Raw genomic sequence first — 16,911 nt, 5'->3', positions numbered from 1 at the left:
AATTAATTAAGAAGCTTATACAAAAAGGCAATCAATGTTCCCATCGATTGCCTTAATTGTTTGATTATTTAGATCCTGCGATTTCTACTTCTTTAAGTGAGTAGTCACCACCGAATTTATGTGGTTGCCAATTTTTAACATAAGGTTGACGTAAACGTGCTACACCTTGTTGGTAAAGTGGCCCAATAGAAGCAGATTCTAAGAATTTACTTTCTGCATCTTGTAACATTTTAGTACGTTTTTCGCTATTTTCTTCTTTCAGCATTTCATCAGTATTTGCTTCTTTTAACGCTTTATCATATTCAGCATTTGAATATCCAGTTTGGTTATGTGGACTATCCTTCTTAAATAAGTCTAAGAATGTTGTTGAATCAGGATAGTCAGGACCCCAACCAGCAAATGAGATATCATAGTCCCCTTTAGATTCTAAAGCTAATTTCTGTTTAAACGGTTGTTGTTTAATTTTTAATGTAACACCTGGTAAATTTTTCTCAACTTGTTCTTTAACAAATTCAGCAGCTTTTTTAGATTCATCTTGATCATAAGTTAATAGTTCAATATCAAATTTATCTTTACCAGTTGCTTTTTTAGCTTTTTCTAATAGTTTTTTAGCTTCTTCTTTATCATAGTTTAATGGAGATTTAACACCATCGATGTAGTCTTTCCCGTCTTCATCTTTAACGAAGTCTTTAACCATTAATTTATCAGAAGGAACTGAACCATTATTTAATAAAGAATTTACATATTCTTTCTTGTCTATTGATTTAGCAAATGCTTTTCTTAAATCTTCATTTTTTAAGTCTTTATTCTTAGTATTGTTAATTCTAAAGAAATAGTTAGATGAGTTTAGTTCAGTAGAGAAGTCTTCTCTATCTTTATACTTACTAACATTTGAAGCATCTAAGCCTACCATATCTAATTTACCTGTTTGGTACATATTAATAGCTGTTTGTACTTCTTTAACTACTTTATAGTTAACTTCTTTAAGTTTAACTTTGTCTTTATCCCAATACTTATCATTTGGTTCTAATTTCCAATTATCTTCTGTTTTCCATTGTGTCATTTTGAATGGACCATTTGATAATGTTGTGTCAGCTGTAGTACCGAATTTCTTGCCTTGTTTTTCGACAAATTTTTCATTTTGTGGCATGAATGATCCGAATGCGAATAAACTTTGCATCCATGGAACGTCTTTCACTAATTTAACTTCTAAAGTTTGATCATCGATAGCTTTTACGCCTAGTTCTTCAGGTTTTTTCTTACCCGATGTAATTTCTGATGCATTTTCGATGTTTTCAAACATATATGCATATTCAGCAGCTGTGTCTGGGTCTACAGTACGTTGCCAAGCATATACAAAGTCATGAGCAGTTACAGGGTCCCCATTTGACCATTTAGCATCATCACGTAACTTCATCGTCCAAGTCTTGCCATCGTCAGATTTCTCTGGATCGCCTTTCGCAACACCAGGTACAGGTTTATCATCTTTATCTAACACGTATAACCCTTCTAAAGTTTGGTTAAATGTAAAGAATGAAACTTGGTCAGTAGCTAACGATGAATCCATCGTTGGTATATCAGATGTTGAAGATAAGTTTAAGACGTTTTCAGATTTTTCACTTTTAACGCCGCCTTTACCTCCACTATCATCTTTTTTGGAACCTCCACCACTACAAGCTGCAAGTGTTAGTACAGCTGCAACTAAGATTGACATGAGTACAGAAAGTCTTTTCCTCATATAGTTACTCCCCCTTGTTTTCTGTCTTCTGAAAATTCAGAAGCTTTAATAATATTATATTTTAAAAATGTATGAAAAACAATAGAAATTCACACAATTTTCAAATAATTGTTATTTTACACTTTCGAAATTATTAATAATTAGTTGTAATAATAATTCTATTAGTACATATTATGCTTCTGATAAATTAAATGTCTTGTTGTAATTTTCTTTTTTCTTAGCAAATTCTTTCTCAGAACAATATACGTAATGCTCCGGCCCTACTTCTCTCAATTCTAGCTCTTCATCATCAGTATATTGGTGTACGTCAGGATCGTATGATGATCTTGTTCTTGTTCTTTCAGATTCTGGATCTGGTAATGGAATAGCTGACAATAATGATTTAGTATATTCATGTTGTGGATGTTTATATATTTGATCTGATGGTCCAAGTTCAACCAATTTACCAAAGTACATAACACCGATTCTATCTGATATATATTTAACCATTGATAAATCATGCGCGATGAATAAGAATGTAATTCCTTTTTCTTCTTGCAATCTTTGCATTAAGTTAACAACTTGTGCTTGAATTGAAACGTCTAAAGCTGAAATAGGTTCATCTGCTATAATAAATTCTGGTTCTACTGCTAAAGCACGTGCTATTCCTAAACGCTGTCTTTGTCCGCCAGAGAATTCATGTGGATATCTATTTGCATGTTCTTTATTTAAACCTACTGTTTCCAACAATTCGTAAACACGCTTTTTTCGTTCTCCGTTGCTAGAAACTAATTTATGTACATCTAATCCTTCAGCAATAATATCCATTACTTTTAATCTTGGATTTAAAGACGCATATGGATCTTGGAAAATCATTTGCATACGTCGATTAAACTTTAATAAATCTTTACGTTTTTTGATGTTTTGAATATCAACATTATCAAATATAACTTTTCCATCCGTTGCATCATGTAATTTAATAAGTGTTCGTCCAGTTGTGGATTTTCCACAACCAGACTCCCCTACTAAACCTAATGTTTCACCACGATATATTTGGAATGAAATATCATCTACTGCTTTTACTTCATTTTTCTTGCCTTCGTTGAAATATTGTTTCAAATTCTGTACGTCGATTAATATTTCTTTTTTCTCAGCCATTAGAACGTCACCCTTTCTACACGCTTCGGCTTATCAAACTGGTCAGGTGTTTCTTTTAATTTATTTTTAACCGCTTCTGGTAAGTCTACTTCTGGTGCTCTTTCATCTAACAACCAAGATTTCACGAAATGTGTAGGTGAAACTTGGAACCATGGCGGTTCTTCCTTGTAGTCGATATCCAGTGCATAATCACTTCTCCTAGCGAACGCGTCTCCTACAGGCGGCTTTATTAAATCTGGTGGTGTACCAGGAATTGCAAGCAACTCTGTTTCATGAGATGTTTCAAGGCTTGGCATAGAAGATAGAAGCCCCCAAGTATACGGATGTTTCGGATTATAGAAAATTTCATCTACTGAACCTGTTTCTACAATTTGTCCACCATACATTACAGCCACTCTATCAGCTACGTTTGCCACAACACCTAAGTCATGGGTGATAAAAATAATTGATGTATCAATCTTATGTTGTAACTCTTTCATCAACTCTAATATTTGAGCTTGTATAGTAACGTCCAAAGCAGTTGTAGGTTCATCCGCTATGAGTATTTTTGGATCACAAGCCAATGCCGTTGCAATAACAATACGTTGTCTTTGTCCACCTGAAAATTGGTGTGGGAAATTATTAAAACGATTCTTTGCGTTAGGCAATCCAACTAAATCTAAAATATCTAATGCTCTTTTCTTAGCATCACTTTTAGATAATTTTTGGTGCTTAATAAGAGGTTCCATAACTTGCTTTCCTATTTTCATAGTTGGATTTAATGAAGTCATTGGATCTTGGAAAATCATCCCTATTTCCTTACCTCTGATTTTTTGCATTTCTTTTTCTTCTAACTTCGCTAAATCTTTACCATCAAATAAAATAGAACCTTCTTTTATTCTGCCTACTTTACTTGGTAGTAATTGCATTAAAGCTTTTGTAGTAACTGATTTTCCCGAACCAGATTCACCTACAATTGCGAGTGTTTCACCTTTATCAAGATAAAAATCTACACCTCTAACTGCTTGTACTTCCCCCGCGTCAATGTCGAAGGAAACTTTTAAGTTATTTACTTCTAAAATTCTCTTAGCCATAATTCATTTCCTCCTTATTATTTACGCATTTTAGGGTCAAAGGCATCTCTTAGACCATCACTGAATAGATAGAAGAATAAGATTAATAAGCTTAATACCACAGCTGGAACAAATAGTTCATGTGGGAAGATCAATAACATCTTTCTTCCTGTATCAACTAGAGAACCTAATGATGCTTGTGGTGCTGGTATACCTAGACCAATAAAGCTTAAGAATGCTTCGAAGAATATTGCACTTGGTACTGTAAACATTGACGTTACAATAATTGGTCCAAGTGTGTTTGGCAAAATATGTTTAAAGATTAATTTATAATTTGATACCCCTAATGTTCTTGAAGCCATTACGAATTCTTGTTCTTTAAGTTTTAAGAATTGTCCACGAACAATACGACTCATACCTAGCCAACCTGTAACGGACATGGCTAGAATAATTGTCCAAATTGACGGGTCGAATAATAACACGAACAAGATAACAACAATTAAGTTTGGAATTGAAGATAATATCTCAACAATACGTTGCATGATATCATCCGTCCTACCACCGAAGTAGCCAGATAAAGCACCATATATTACCCCAATAAATATATCTAATGCTGCTGCTATTACACCGATGAATAATGATACTTGCGTACCTCTCCATGTACGTGTCCATAAGTCACGTCCTAATTCATCTGTACCAAACCAATAGTTCTCATTTACATTAGATCCTTCGTAAACATCGAAGCCGTCTCTATCTGTACCATCAAATGGCAAGAAAGGAACTTGATCTAATACTGGTATTTTTGGTGGCAAGTTAGCGTGTGACACGTTTTGGTCACTAAACTTATGATCATTCATAAGTGGACCAACTAGTGATAATAAAGTAAGTAGTACTAACCCTATTAAACCAATTACTGCTAATTTATTACTTTTTAGTTGAGCCCAAGCATCTTGCCAGAATGTACGACTCTTTCTTTCAAATTTCTCTTCAACCACTTTGTCTCTACCGTGAAGAACAAACTTTTCAGCCGGCACCCCTTGTGTAGAATGTGTGATTGAGGCATTGTCATAACCGCTATTGTTTAATTTATCTTTCTCATGATCGTTATTAGCCATTATTTTTTACCTCCTTCAACACGAATTCTAGGGTCAATAAGACCATACAATACGTCTACAATAAAGATTGAAATTATAAATAAGAAACTGAATAGTAATGTTAATGCCATAATAACTGGATAGTCATTCGTTTGAATTGAACGTACGAACTGGTCACCTAGTCCTGGCACTCCAAAGATGTTTTCAATTGTCAATGTACCAGTTAAAATCCCAGCTAACATTGGAACAATAATTGTAATAATTGGAATTAAACCATTACGTACAGCATGTCCGAATATTACTCTTGAACTGGACATCCCCTTAGCTCTCGCTAATTCTATGTAATCAGAGCCCAATACCTCAATCATTTCAGAACGTATATAACGTGCAATTGTTGCTGTTACACCTGCTGCTAAAGCTAAGGATGGTAACACTGCAGTCATAAATCCACTCCAACCTGCTACAGGGAAGATTTGCCATTCAACAGCAAATACATATTGTAGCAACACTGCCAGAACGAATGACGGCACCGAAATGAAAATAACTGATAAGAAGGTTGCTCCATAGTCAATAATCGTATTTTGCTTGATTGCAGCCACTATACCGAGCAATAGTCCGGTAATTGTACCTAAAATCATCGCGTATGTACCCATTTCAACAGATGGTCCTAGTCTTGGTTTTATTAAACTCCAAACTTCTCTGTTATCGTATTGGAATGAAATACCGAAATCACCTTTAGCTACATTTTTTAGGTAATTTGCATACTGTACTGATACAGGATCATTCAAACCATACTTTTCGTTTATAATAACTTTTTGTTCTTCTGATAATTTCTCATCGTTGTACGGTGAACCCGGTAACAATTTCATTAAGAAAAATGTTATCGTCATAATTAAAAACAATGATATGAACATATAAAGAATACGTTTCAAAGTGTACTTAACCATTGTTTTGCCTCCAATCCCCTTATCGAATTCATATTTCTTTTAATATTCAGAAATATTTATATACATTATACAGAATTTATTCAACTTAAATCAACACGAATATTCTGAATTTTGAATAAGCATTACCCAATATCTACTTGTTGTTTTATCACAATAAAGCGACAACGCGACCCGATTATTCAATTAATAGGTATAAATATACAATACTAGTATAATAATTACCTATTTTTACAAGTAAAGGATTATTTTATATGTATTTGCATACATAAAATATACATATGTAAAATTACACAAATATTTTTATTAAGTTCCTTAAAATATAAAAAATATTTTTCAATCTGTTATAATACAATTAATTCTTAACGTTAGAGGTAGGTAATTATGAAATTTTGGAGTATTTTTACCTTCAGTTACATAGGCATATTTTTAATTTTATGTTTAGTATTTATGAAGGATTTAGATCAAGCGAGTAATATTTTCTTTTATATGATGACTATTTTATTTGCAATTAGTTGGCTTATTGCAATGAAACAGGATGGTGTTGGAGAAGTATCTAGACAAGCAATACGTAAATTTAACTTTCACATGAAATCTAAAGCTTCACAATCATATTTAGAAGACGATGAAGTAATGAATCCAAATATGAAGGATATAAATCTTAAAGAAAGAAATGTATATGATTGGGTAATACCGTTTGTTGTTGTTAGTACTGTATTTTTTATCATATCTATTATAATAGGATTTTTAGTTTAGCTGATTGTTCGTGTTAATTAATATGGTCAATAAATTACCGTAAGTTGTCTAGTGCGTTTCCTTATGTAGTACACACCAAAATTCAATACATACGTAAAAAACAGGCTGGGACAAAATCATGTCTCAGCCTGTTTCATTATAATGTTAGTAAACAACTGTTAGGCTCTATGTTGCACGTGGAGCTTTTCTTGCAACATTATAACTTTCTATGTTGCACGTGGACCCTGTCTTGCAACATTTTGACCTCGTATGTTGCACGTGGACCCTGTCTTGCAACATTCTGACCTTCTATGTTGCACGTGGACCTTGTCTTGCAACATTCTGACCTTCTATGTTGCATGTGGACCCTGACTTGCAACATTCTGACCTCGTATGTTGCACGTGGGCCTTGTCTTGCAACTTTCATAAACATTATCCACAAAAAAGCTGAGACATTCGTTAAAAAATGTCTCAGCGTTCTATATTATTTAAATTTTTTAAAGATTAATACTGCGTTATGTCCACCAAATCCTAGGCTGTTACTCATTGCATATTCAATGTCTAAATTAGCCGCTTCATTAGGTGTAATATCTAAGTTAATTTCTGGGTCTGGTGAAGTTGCATTTATTGTTGGTGCAACGATACCATTTTGTATAGATAAGCCTGTTAAAATAGCTTCTACTGCTCCTGTTGCGCCTAATAAATGACCCATCATTGATTTTGTAGAACTTATTTTAAGGTTTTTAGCTGCTTCGCCAAACGTAGAGTTGATTGCTAATACTTCGTATAAGTCACCAATTGGTGTACTTGTACCATGAGCATTTAAATATTGAATGTCTGCGGCTTTAATACCTGCATCCTCAATAGCCGCTTGCATTGCTCTAGCACCGCCTTCACCATTTGGAGATGGTGCTGTAATATGGTATGCATCACCTGTTGAACCGTAGCCAACAACTTCAGCATAAATATGAGCGCCACGAGCTTTAGCTGATTCTAATGACTCTAATACAACAACTCCAGCGCCTTCCCCCATAATGAATCCATCTCTTCCTTCTTGGAAAGGACGGCATGCTGAGTCTCTATCTGGGTTAGTAGATAATGCTTTGTTAGCACTGAAACCAGCCATAGCCATTTCAGTAATTGGTGCCTCTGTTCCACCAGCTATCATAACATCAGCATCTCCACGTTGAATGATTTTGAAAGCATCACCAATTGAATTTGTACCTGTAGCACATGCTGTAACAGTACAACCATTTGGCCCTTTAGCTCCTAAATCAATAGAAACTTGTCCTGTAGCCATATCTGGAATCATCATAGGTACGAAAAATGGGCTTACACGTTTTGGTCCACGTTTTAACAACATATTATGAGAGTATTCGAAAGTTTCCATACCACCTATACCAGAACCAATCCATACTCCTACACGGTTGCTATTCTCATCAGTAATTTCATATTTAGAATCTTTTAAAGCTTCACGTGCAGCTACAATCGCATATTGAGTAAATCTATCCATCTTACGGTATTCTTTTTTAGGAATGTGATTTTCAATATCGAAGTCTTTTAATTCACCTGCTAATTTAGCTGGAAATTCAGATACATCAATTCTTGTGACTTCATCTATTCCGTTTTCGCCGTTGATTGCATTTTTCCATGTTGTAGGGACGTCATTACCCAAAGGATTTAACGTTCCTAAACCAGTCATTACAACACGTTTTTTTTCTGTCATTATTAAATTTCCTCCTATTTACCCCAGCGTAACGTTATGGCACCCCAAGTTAGGCCGCCACCAAATCCTACTAGGACTAAAGTATCATTATCTTTTATTTTACCTTGTTCTATTTCATATGCAATACTTAAGGGTATTGAAGCTGCTGAAGTATTGCCATATCTATCAACAGTTACACTCATTTTTTCTTTCTCAATACCTAATCGATCTCTTGCTGACTCCATAATTCTAATATTCGCTTGGTGAGGCACGAACATATCAACATCTTCTGGTTCAAGACCTGCTTTTTCTACAACTTTAGTAGATGCTTCCCCCATAATTCTCACTGCAAATTTAAATACTTCACGGCCGTTCATTTGTATCGTATTAGCGTCCATATCTTGGTATAAATATGGTCCTCCATTCCCATCAGAACCTAATTCAACACCGAGTATACCTCTTCCTTCAGATACTTCTCCAATGACAGCTGCTCCAGCTCCATCTCCAAAAAGAATCGCTGTGCTACGATCATTCATGTCTGTTATTTTTGTTAATTTATCAGCACCTACTACTAAGACATTTTTATAAAGTCCTGAACTAACAAATTGTTGAGCTGTAACAATTCCATAAATGAAGCCTGTACATGCTGCTAATTGATCCATTGAAGGGATTTTATTTAAACCTAATCTTTTTTGTAATGTTGTAGCTACAGTTGGAAATGGTTTATCTCCAGTAGAAGTAGCAACTATAATCATTTCAATTTCATCTTTATCAAGACCAGAATCTTCAATAGCTCTCACTGCAGCTTCATATGCTAAATCACTTGTATCTTCGTCCTCCGCAGCAAAACGTCTTTCTTTAATACCTGTCATTTTTCTAATCCACTCATCTGAAGTATCTAAATAACTTTCAAAATGTGCGTTTGTTACTACACGTTCTGGTGAATATGCACCAAAACCTTTTATACCAATATCCATTAGAGACACCTACTTATAATCTGTTATTATTATCAGGTACTAATTTATCATACTTTTACTATTACATACAAGTCAATTAACTTTACCCAAATATTTAAATCGTTTTCATGATTAAAGGTATACATTTTATAAAAAGTTAATTATAATGAAATGTATGATACTAAATGTAACGGAGGAAAAGATATGCATTATATTATGACGTTTATATGGGCATTCTTGTTATCACAAATGATTAACTTTGTATTACATAGTTTAGGCGGTTCTGAAGCATCTATTAATGTTCTTAACCCTACTATTTATGCTATCGTTTTTACAGTTGTAGTTATATTATTCAGCCTAACAATAGGCAAATCTGAACCTAAAGAACAGGTTGATCACCAATAATTTTACATCAAAAAATCCCACCAATGCAATTTATTGGTGGGACTTTTTATTAATTATTCATTTACTTCAAATTTTACTTCTTCATTTTCAAGATGTACGTTAACTTGAGTTCCTTCTTTTAATTCTTTACCAATCATTAGTCGAGCTAAAGGTGTTTCAATTTGTCTTTGAACAAATCGTTTCAATGGTCTTGCACCAAATTGTGGTTCGTATGCTTCTTTTGCAATCCATTCTTTAACATCTTGATCTACATTTATCTTAATATGTTGATCTGTTAATCTAATATTTAAATTAGTGATAATGTGATCAACGATAAAGCTCATATCTTTAACAGACAATGGTTTGAATAATACGATGTCATCCATTCTATTTAGGATTTCCGGTTTGAAATGAGCATGTAAACTATCTGTTACTTGTTTTTTAGCTGATTCTTCTATTTCTCCAGATTCAGTTACGCCATCTAATAAGAATTGAGAACCAATATTACTTGTCATAATAATGATTGTGTTTTTAAAGTCAACACTTCTTCCTTTTGCGTCAGTTAATCTACCTTCATCTAATAATTGTAGTAACACGTTAAATACGTCATTATGCGCTTTTTCAATTTCGTCTAGTAGTATTACTGAATATGGCTGTCTTCTAACAGCTTCAGTTAATTGACCGCCTTCTTCATATCCTACATAACCTGGAGGCGCACCAATTAATCTAGCGACAGAATGTTTCTCCATGTACTCACTCATATCAATTCGAATCATATGTTTTTCAGAATCAAACAATGTTGCTGCTAATGTTTTAGCAAGTTCTGTCTTACCAACCCCTGTTGGTCCTAAGAATAAGAAACTACCGATAGGTCTGTTTGGATCTTTAATACCTGCTCTAGCTCTTACTACTGCATCCGCTACTAAATCAACTGCTTCATCTTGACCTACTACACGTTCATGTAGAATATCAGACAATTTTAGAAGTTTTTCTCTTTCAGTTTCTACTAATCTCGATACAGGTATACCTGTCCATTGGCTTACGATATAACCGATTTCTTCGTCTGTTACGATTTCTCTAATTAAACGATCGTGGTCATCGCCATTTTCTTCAGCGAAACTATCTTCTAATTCTCTTAATTCCGCTTCAATTTGTGGTATTTTACCGTGTTTAAGTTCAGCAGCTTTACCTAAATCATATTGATTTTCTGCATTTTCTAATGCTTTTTTACTTTCATCTAATTCTGCTCTTTTATCTTGTAATGATTTAATTTGTTCTTTTTCTTCTTCAACTTTACTTTGTAATTGCTGTTGTTTTTCTTTTTCATCAGCAAGTTCTTTTTGAAGTTCTTCTAATCTTATTTGACTTGCTTGATCTGATTCAGATTTTAATGCATTTTCTTCAATTTCAAGTTGCATTACACGACGATTTACAGCATCTAATTCAGTTGGATTAGATCCCATTTCAGTTCTAATTGTTGCACATGCTTGGTCTACTAAATCAATCGCTTTGTCAGGTAAAAATCTATCCGTAATATAACGATCAGATAATTCTGCTGCTGCCACTATTGCTCTATCTTGGATTCTAACACCATGGTGAACTTCATATCTTTCTTTTAAACCTCTTAAAATAGAAATTGTATCTTCTAAATCTGGTTCACTAACATTTACTTTTTGGAATCTACGTTCTAATGCAGAATCTTTTTCAATGTATTGACGATATTCGTTTAAAGTTGTTGCACCAATACAATGTAATTCACCTCTAGCAAGCATAGGTTTTAACATGTTACCTGCGTCCATAGCACCTTCTGTCTTACCAGCGCCGACTAACATGTGGATTTCGTCGATGAATAATAGAATGCGCCCTTCAGAATCTTTAACTTCTTTCAAGACAGCTTTCAATCTTTCTTCAAATTCACCTCTATATTTTGCACCAGCTACTAATGCTGATAAGTCCAATTCAAAAATTGTTTTATCTAAAAGTGATTCAGGAACGTCTCTTTTTACAATACGTTGAGCTAACCCTTCAACGATTGCTGTTTTACCTACACCTGGTTCACCGATTAATACTGGGTTGTTTTTAGTTTTACGGCTTAAAATTCGTATAGTATTTCTAATTTCTTCGTCTCTTCCGATAACTGGATCCATTTTGCCTTTTCTGACTTCTTCTACTAAATCTCTTCCATATTTTGATAATGCTTCATATTGTACTTCTGGATTTTGTGATGTCACTCGATTTCCTCCCCTGATTTTATTTATAATTTCGTTTACAACTTCTTTTTTGTTTCCGACAAATTCTTGAGTCGTTTGATCAACTTCAATTGCTGCTTTTAATAGATGTTCCATAGACATGAAATCATCTTGCATTTCTTCTTTAATTTTATCTGCTTTATTAAATAACTCATTTAGTTTAGGTGAAATATATTGTCCGTATTGAATATTGTCACCTTTCACTACAGAATATTGATTTAATTTCTTATTATATGCTTCTTCCAAATCTTCTGTATCAATATTTGCTCTATCTAAAGTTCTTTTAAAAATACTTTCGTCTTCATTTAATGCTGATAATAATACAGCTTCGATTTCAATATTTTGTAGTTGTTGAGATTGAGATAATTGTTGTGCTTTTTCAATAACACTTTGCACTGAATATGTCATTTGATTAATATCCAAATGTATCACCTCTTTAATTTTTAACGGTCAATATAGTTTGACTATCTTTGACCTATTTTTATTATATACTGTTTGACCTTCTTTGACAAATATAAAGCTTTTAAATTTTCCAACCTTTACAATTACATTATATGGTAAAATATAATTGAATAATACTTACGGGAAGTGATCATTTGCAAACGACATACACAGAAGCAACTTCAGTAATTGAGTATATTATATCTCATGGTCAGCGTATGCATTTTAATGCTCACAATTATATATACCATTCTGGAGACCTAAGTAATCACATTTATGTTGTAATTGAAGGAAAAGTTATTCTTCACCGTATTATGGAAGATGGAAAAGAGTTCAACACGAAATTAATTGGTCCGAGGAGCATATTCGGTTCTACTACACTATTTTGTGGCAGAAAGACTCACACTCTATCCGCAAAAACAAAAGAAAATGCAACCATTATTAAATTACCGAAAAAAGATTTTGAAGAAGCTATTTTAAATGACGAAGTGCTTAAATATGAATGGTTGCTATGGGTGCAAAACGAAAATGAAAAACATGAATATCAAATTAGAGATATTTATACACTTGGCAAAACAGGAGGATTCTATTCTGTTCTTATTAAACTAGCAAATACTTATGGTGTCGCAGACGAAGAAGGCATATTAATAAATGTCGAATTAACTAATCATGAATTAGCGAATTTTTGTAATGTCACAAGAGAAAGCGTTAATCGTATGTTAAGTCATTTAAAAAAAGAAAATATTGTATCTGTTAAACATAAAACGATTATCATTAAAGATTTAAATTATTTAAAAAACGCTATTAACTGCGATAATTGTCCCCTATCTATTTGTAGAATAGAATAAAAAAACAGGTTGAGACATTTATATATCTCAGCCTGTTTTTCTTTTATAATATTAACTAACGCCCAGTGCTATTTTAGCATAGCGTGACATTTTGTCTTTATCCCAAGGTGGTGTCCAAACAATATTTACTTCAGTTTCTTTGATTTCAGGTAATTCAGCTAATGCTGTTTTAACCATATCAACGATTTGCGGCCCCATTGGACAACCCATTGAAGTTAATGTCATCTCTACTGTACATAATCCTTCGTCGTCTAAATCAATATTATAAACAAGACCTAAGTTAACGATATCAATTCCAAGCTCTGGGTCAATAACATTCTCCAATGCTCCTAAGATGCTTTCTTTCATTGCTTCTTCCATGTTTTTCACCTCATTCTAAAAGTTACTATATATAATATATCAAATTTAAAGCGTACGATAAAGAAAATGATATGATATTATAGTGTAAGAAGATAGAAAAAAAGATAGGAGTTATCGGTATGGACAAACATTTAATCTGCTTAGATTTAGACGGTACTTTATTAACAGATGAAAAGAAAATCCCAACTTATACCAAGAGGGTATTACAATATTTAAAGAAATCTGGTCATGAAATTATCATTTCCACTGGTCGACCATATCGAGCGAGTATAGATTATTATAATGCTATGCAGATGAATACACCTATCATCAATTTTAATGGCGCACTTATTCATCATCCTCATGACAATCGTTTCGAATCCGTACATGAACAATTAGACGCTCGAATTGCGACAAAAATTTTCAACGATGTGAGTAAATTAAATATAAAAAATATAATCGCTGAAGTGCGTGATCAAGTTTATATTAATAACTATGATCAAACTTTATTCGAAGGTTTTAGCATGGGCGACCCAGAAATCAAATATGGAGAACTAGATAAATTATTACCTGAATCTCCGACAAGTTTATTAATACAAGCGGAAGATGACGAGATTCCTCGAATTAAAAGACATTTAAGCAAATATTATGCTGAACATATAGAACATCGTCGTTGGGGTGCACCCTTCCCTGTAATTGAAATCGTTAAAAAAGGAATTAATAAAGGGAAAGCTGTAAAATATGTCGCTGAATATTTAGACATTGATTTTGATAATATTATCGCTTTTGGAGACGAAGATAATGATTATGAAATGATACAATTTGCTAACTATGGTGTGGCTATGGGAAATGCGATACCTGAATTAAAAGAAATAGCAAATGACGTTACAGACACGAATAATGCTGATGGTATTGGAAAATACTTAAATAATTATTTTGATTTAAATATGTAGGGGGTTATATAAATGAAAATGATAGTTGATAGTGGTTCTGATTTAACATTAGAACAAATTAAAGAGCATGATTTTTACTTTTTACCATACGGTATCGTGATTGATGATGAAAGTAAAGTCGATCAATATGAAATATCTAATGATGAAGTATTAGCAGCTATAAAAGAAAATAAACACCCTAAGACAAACCAAGCAACTATGGAACAGATGACTAAAGTTTTCACTGAAGTAGCAGAAAAGAAAGAAAAAGCTATTTACTTAGCATTCAGCAGTGCTTTAAGTGGTACATATCAAACAGCATGTTTAGTCAAAGAACAAATCAAAGATGAATATCCTGATTTAGACCTTACAATTTATGATACATTAAGTGCTTCTATGGGTCTTGGTAAAATGATTTTAGATGTGCAAGATAAAATTAATCAAGATTATTCATTTGAAGAAATTGATGAATATATTAAAAACAAACTAGAAAAAATTAGACATTTATTTACTGTTAAGGATTTAAAATATTTAGCAAGTGGTGGTAGATTATCTAAAGGACAAGCATTTTTAGGTACATTACTAAACATTAAACCATTACTCCATGTTGAAGAAGGTAAACTTGTACCAATTGAAAAGTATCGCGGTTCAAAAAAGTTATGGCATGCGATAATTGAAAAAATGAAAAACGAAAATAGCGATTATAGTGATCAAACTATTTATATAACACATTCTGATGATTTAGAAGAAGCGGAGAAAATCAAAGAATTAATGGTCGAATCATTAAAACCAAAAGATGTTAATATATCTGACATTGGTCCTGTTATTAGTTCACATACTGGAAGTGGTACTGTTGCCATTTTCTATTATAAGGAGTGACCGACATGAATAAAATTATAGTTATAGGTGCTGTTGCTGGTGGCGCAACTGTCGCATCACAAATTAGAAGACTTGATAATGAAAGTGAAATCGTCGTATACGAAAAAGATAGAGACATGAGCTTCGCTAATTGCGGTTTACCTTATTATTTAGGTCAAGTCGTTGAAGATAGAGATTACATGTTATCTGCAACACCAGAACAATTCAAAGAAAAGAAAAATATAACCGTAAAAACTTTTCATGAAGCCATTGCTTTAAATGATAAAGAAAAAACAATTACGATTAAAAATCATGAAACAGGCGAAACATTCGAAGATAAATATGACCAGCTTATATTAAGTCCAGGATGTAAAGCTAATCGACTACCTGTTCAATCTGATAGATTATTTACGTTAAGAAATTTAGTAGACACTGATAAAATCGAACAATTTATAGAAGAAAAAAATGTTCAATCTGCTCTTATAATTGGTGCAGGTTATGTCAGTTTAGAAATATTAGAAAATCTTTATTACAGAGGTATTGATGTTACTTGGATTCACAGAAGCGATCATATTAATAAAAGTATGGATAAAGACTTGAACCAGTCTATATTTGATGAAATTGAAGATCGCGCTATCAATTACCGTTTAAATGAAGAAGTAACAAATGTAGAAGATCGCACGGTATCATTTAAATCTGGAAAAGTAGAAGAATACGATTTAATCATTGCTGGAGTTGGTATTAAACCTAATAGCGACTGGTTACAGTCCTCCTCAGTTCAATTAAACGATAAAGGATATATTCCAGTAAATGAATTTTTCGAAACAAATGTTCAAGATGTATATGCGCTTGGTGATGTCATCGAAACATTTTATCGCCATACTAAAAAACGTACAAGTATCACACTAGCATGGGGTGCGCATAGAGCGGCAGGATTGATTGCTGAAAACTTACAAATTAATAAACAGAATGATAGAGCTTCATTTAAAGGCCTTTTAGGTACGAATATCGTTCGCTTCTTTAATTATGCGTTAGCAAGTGTCGGTGTTACTGAAGCGGAATTAAAACAATACGATTATTCAGTAGTAGAACAAACTCAAAAACAGCATGCAGGATATTACCCAAATGCTGAACCACTAACATTGCGCGTTTATTTCGATAAAGAAACTCGTAAAATATTAAGAGCTTGTGCGGTTGGTAAAGACGGAGCCGATAAACGAATCGATATTCTCTCAACAGCTATTATCGGTGGTTTAACAGTAGATGAATTAAAAGAAATTGAAATTGCATATGCCCCACCTTTCTCTAGTCCAAAAGATATCGTGAATATGATAGGATACAAAGCACAAAATAAATAAGTAACTAGAGCGAATTAATCGAGCGTATGATGATTAATAAAATTTAAATAAACACGTTATCCCCCACTAAAGTTAGTATAACTGCACTTTAGTGGGGGGTTTTATATTATAGCGATGTGGTTATATATTTGAGTCGGGATA

15 protein-coding genes are annotated in these 16,911 nt (G+C 33.1%); 6 read left to right on the top strand and 9 right to left on the bottom strand.

Going from position 1 to position 16,911, the window contains the following annotated elements; all coding sequences use genetic code 11:
* Positions 1-64: 64 nt before the first annotated feature.
* The 5 genes from LQ682_RS06335 to opp3b form a co-directional block, all read right to left on the bottom strand.
* The gene (locus LQ682_RS06335) at positions 65-1,738 is read right to left on the bottom strand and encodes a peptide ABC transporter substrate-binding protein (RefSeq protein WP_016999389.1); all 1,674 of its coding nucleotides are present in this window, start codon (positions 1,736-1,738) and stop codon (positions 65-67) included.
* 171 nt (positions 1,739-1,909) lie between these two features.
* Positions 1,910-2,875 carry an ABC transporter ATP-binding protein gene (locus LQ682_RS06330; protein WP_135031722.1) on the bottom strand — a complete coding sequence of 322 codons (966 nt, stop codon included), beginning with the start codon at positions 2,873-2,875 and terminating at the stop codon, positions 1,910-1,912.
* Positions 2,875-3,948 carry an ABC transporter ATP-binding protein gene (locus tag LQ682_RS06325; protein ID WP_016999391.1) on the bottom strand — a complete coding sequence of 358 codons (1,074 nt, stop codon included), beginning with the start codon at positions 3,946-3,948 and terminating at the stop codon, positions 2,875-2,877. Before LQ682_RS06325 ends, LQ682_RS06330 begins: the two co-directional genes overlap by 1 nt.
* Before the next feature lie 17 nt (positions 3,949-3,965).
* Positions 3,966-5,042, bottom strand: a complete 1,077-nt coding sequence (gene opp3C, locus LQ682_RS06320) for an oligopeptide ABC transporter permease (RefSeq protein WP_064204848.1) — start codon at positions 5,040-5,042, stop codon at positions 3,966-3,968.
* Entirely contained in the window at positions 5,042-5,968 is a 927-nt protein-coding gene (opp3b, locus tag LQ682_RS06315; protein ID WP_016999393.1) for an oligopeptide ABC transporter permease, read from the bottom strand. The genes opp3C and opp3b overlap by 1 nt, the downstream gene beginning before the upstream one ends.
* A gap of 381 nt (positions 5,969-6,349) precedes the next feature.
* Here opp3b and LQ682_RS06310 point away from each other — a divergent pair, with 381 nt between their 5' ends.
* Entirely contained in the window at positions 6,350-6,721 is a 372-nt protein-coding gene (locus LQ682_RS06310) for a DUF3899 domain-containing protein (protein WP_218707340.1), read from the top strand.
* 463 nt (positions 6,722-7,184) lie between these two features.
* Here the strand turns inward: LQ682_RS06310 and fabF are convergent, their stop codons facing one another.
* Together fabF and LQ682_RS06300 are read right to left on the bottom strand one after the other, a co-directional pair.
* The gene (gene fabF / locus LQ682_RS06305; protein ID WP_064211097.1) at positions 7,185-8,426 is read right to left on the bottom strand and encodes a beta-ketoacyl-ACP synthase II; all 1,242 of its coding nucleotides are present in this window, start codon (positions 8,424-8,426) and stop codon (positions 7,185-7,187) included.
* A gap of 14 nt (positions 8,427-8,440) precedes the next feature.
* On the bottom strand, positions 8,441-9,382 hold the full coding sequence (locus LQ682_RS06300; RefSeq protein WP_064205090.1) for a beta-ketoacyl-ACP synthase III: 942 nt from the start codon (positions 9,380-9,382) through the stop codon (positions 8,441-8,443).
* A 183-nt stretch (positions 9,383-9,565) separates the two neighbouring features.
* Between LQ682_RS06300 and LQ682_RS06295 the strand changes: the two genes are divergently transcribed.
* The gene (locus LQ682_RS06295) at positions 9,566-9,766 is read left to right on the top strand and encodes a YjzD family protein (RefSeq protein ID WP_016999321.1); all 201 of its coding nucleotides are present in this window, start codon (positions 9,566-9,568) and stop codon (positions 9,764-9,766) included.
* A 53-nt stretch (positions 9,767-9,819) separates the two neighbouring features.
* On the opposite strand, the gene clpB is transcribed toward LQ682_RS06295, so the two are convergent.
* Entirely contained in the window at positions 9,820-12,417 is a 2,598-nt protein-coding gene (gene clpB, locus LQ682_RS06290; RefSeq protein ID WP_135031716.1) for an ATP-dependent chaperone ClpB, read from the bottom strand.
* Between the two features lie 173 nt (positions 12,418-12,590).
* Here clpB and LQ682_RS06285 point away from each other — a divergent pair, with 173 nt between their 5' ends.
* Positions 12,591-13,283 (top strand): Crp/Fnr family transcriptional regulator, encoded by a 693-nt coding sequence (locus tag LQ682_RS06285; protein ID WP_064205092.1) that lies wholly within the window; start codon positions 12,591-12,593, stop codon positions 13,281-13,283.
* A gap of 51 nt (positions 13,284-13,334) precedes the next feature.
* Here LQ682_RS06285 and LQ682_RS06280 read toward each other — a convergent pair whose 3' ends face one another.
* Positions 13,335-13,643, bottom strand: coding sequence for a metal-sulfur cluster assembly factor (locus tag LQ682_RS06280; protein ID WP_016999318.1), 309 nt, complete (start codon positions 13,641-13,643; stop codon positions 13,335-13,337).
* Between the two features lie 119 nt (positions 13,644-13,762).
* On the opposite strand from LQ682_RS06280, the gene LQ682_RS06275 reads away from it, so the two are divergent.
* Genes LQ682_RS06275 through LQ682_RS06265 form a run of 3 tightly spaced genes read left to right on the top strand, consistent with a single transcriptional unit; the run spans position 13,763 to position 16,770 of the window.
* Complete coding sequence (locus tag LQ682_RS06275) at positions 13,763-14,575, top strand: Cof-type HAD-IIB family hydrolase (protein WP_064205093.1); 813 nt, start codon at positions 13,763-13,765, stop codon at positions 14,573-14,575.
* A gap of 12 nt (positions 14,576-14,587) precedes the next feature.
* Positions 14,588-15,433, top strand: coding sequence for a DegV family protein (locus LQ682_RS06270; RefSeq protein ID WP_147640931.1), 846 nt, complete (start codon positions 14,588-14,590; stop codon positions 15,431-15,433).
* A gap of 5 nt (positions 15,434-15,438) precedes the next feature.
* A complete protein-coding gene (locus tag LQ682_RS06265; RefSeq protein ID WP_147640930.1) occupies positions 15,439-16,770 on the top strand; it encodes a CoA-disulfide reductase in 1,332 nt (443 codons plus the stop codon).
* Positions 16,771-16,911: the final 141 nt, after the last annotated feature.

Origin of the sequence: Mammaliicoccus sp. A-M4 (assembly GCF_022386955.1) — a bacterium.
Classification (GTDB): Bacteria; Bacillota; Bacilli; order Staphylococcales; family Staphylococcaceae; genus Mammaliicoccus; species Mammaliicoccus lentus.
This window is presented reverse-complemented; position numbering and strand designations above follow the sequence as displayed.

Bases quoted from the DNA above. Each gene is read 5' to 3' on its own strand.
- LQ682_RS06335 (WP_016999389.1), bottom strand. From the start codon at position 1,738: ATGAGGAAAAGACTTTCTGTACTCATGTCAATCTTAGTTGCAGCTGTA.
- LQ682_RS06330 (WP_135031722.1), bottom strand. From the start codon at position 2,875: ATGGCTGAGAAAAAAGAAATATTAATCGACGTACAGAATTTGAAACAA.
- LQ682_RS06325 (WP_016999391.1), bottom strand. From the start codon at position 3,948: ATGGCTAAGAGAATTTTAGAAGTAAATAACTTAAAAGTTTCCTTCGAC.
- opp3C (WP_064204848.1), bottom strand. From the start codon at position 5,042: ATGGCTAATAACGATCATGAGAAAGATAAATTAAACAATAGCGGTTAT.
- opp3b (WP_016999393.1), bottom strand. From the start codon at position 5,968: ATGGTTAAGTACACTTTGAAACGTATTCTTTATATGTTCATATCATTG.
- LQ682_RS06310 (WP_218707340.1), top strand. From the start codon at position 6,350: ATGAAATTTTGGAGTATTTTTACCTTCAGTTACATAGGCATATTTTTA.
- fabF (WP_064211097.1), bottom strand. From the start codon at position 8,426: ATGACAGAAAAAAAACGTGTTGTAATGACTGGTTTAGGAACGTTAAAT.
- LQ682_RS06300 (WP_064205090.1), bottom strand. From the start codon at position 9,382: ATGGATATTGGTATAAAAGGTTTTGGTGCATATTCACCAGAACGTGTA.
- LQ682_RS06295 (WP_016999321.1), top strand. From the start codon at position 9,566: ATGCATTATATTATGACGTTTATATGGGCATTCTTGTTATCACAAATG.
- LQ682_RS06280 (WP_016999318.1), bottom strand. From the start codon at position 13,643: ATGGAAGAAGCAATGAAAGAAAGCATCTTAGGAGCATTGGAGAATGTT.
- LQ682_RS06275 (WP_064205093.1), top strand. From the start codon at position 13,763: ATGGACAAACATTTAATCTGCTTAGATTTAGACGGTACTTTATTAACA.
- LQ682_RS06270 (WP_147640931.1), top strand. From the start codon at position 14,588: ATGAAAATGATAGTTGATAGTGGTTCTGATTTAACATTAGAACAAATT.
- LQ682_RS06265 (WP_147640930.1), top strand. From the start codon at position 15,439: ATGAATAAAATTATAGTTATAGGTGCTGTTGCTGGTGGCGCAACTGTC.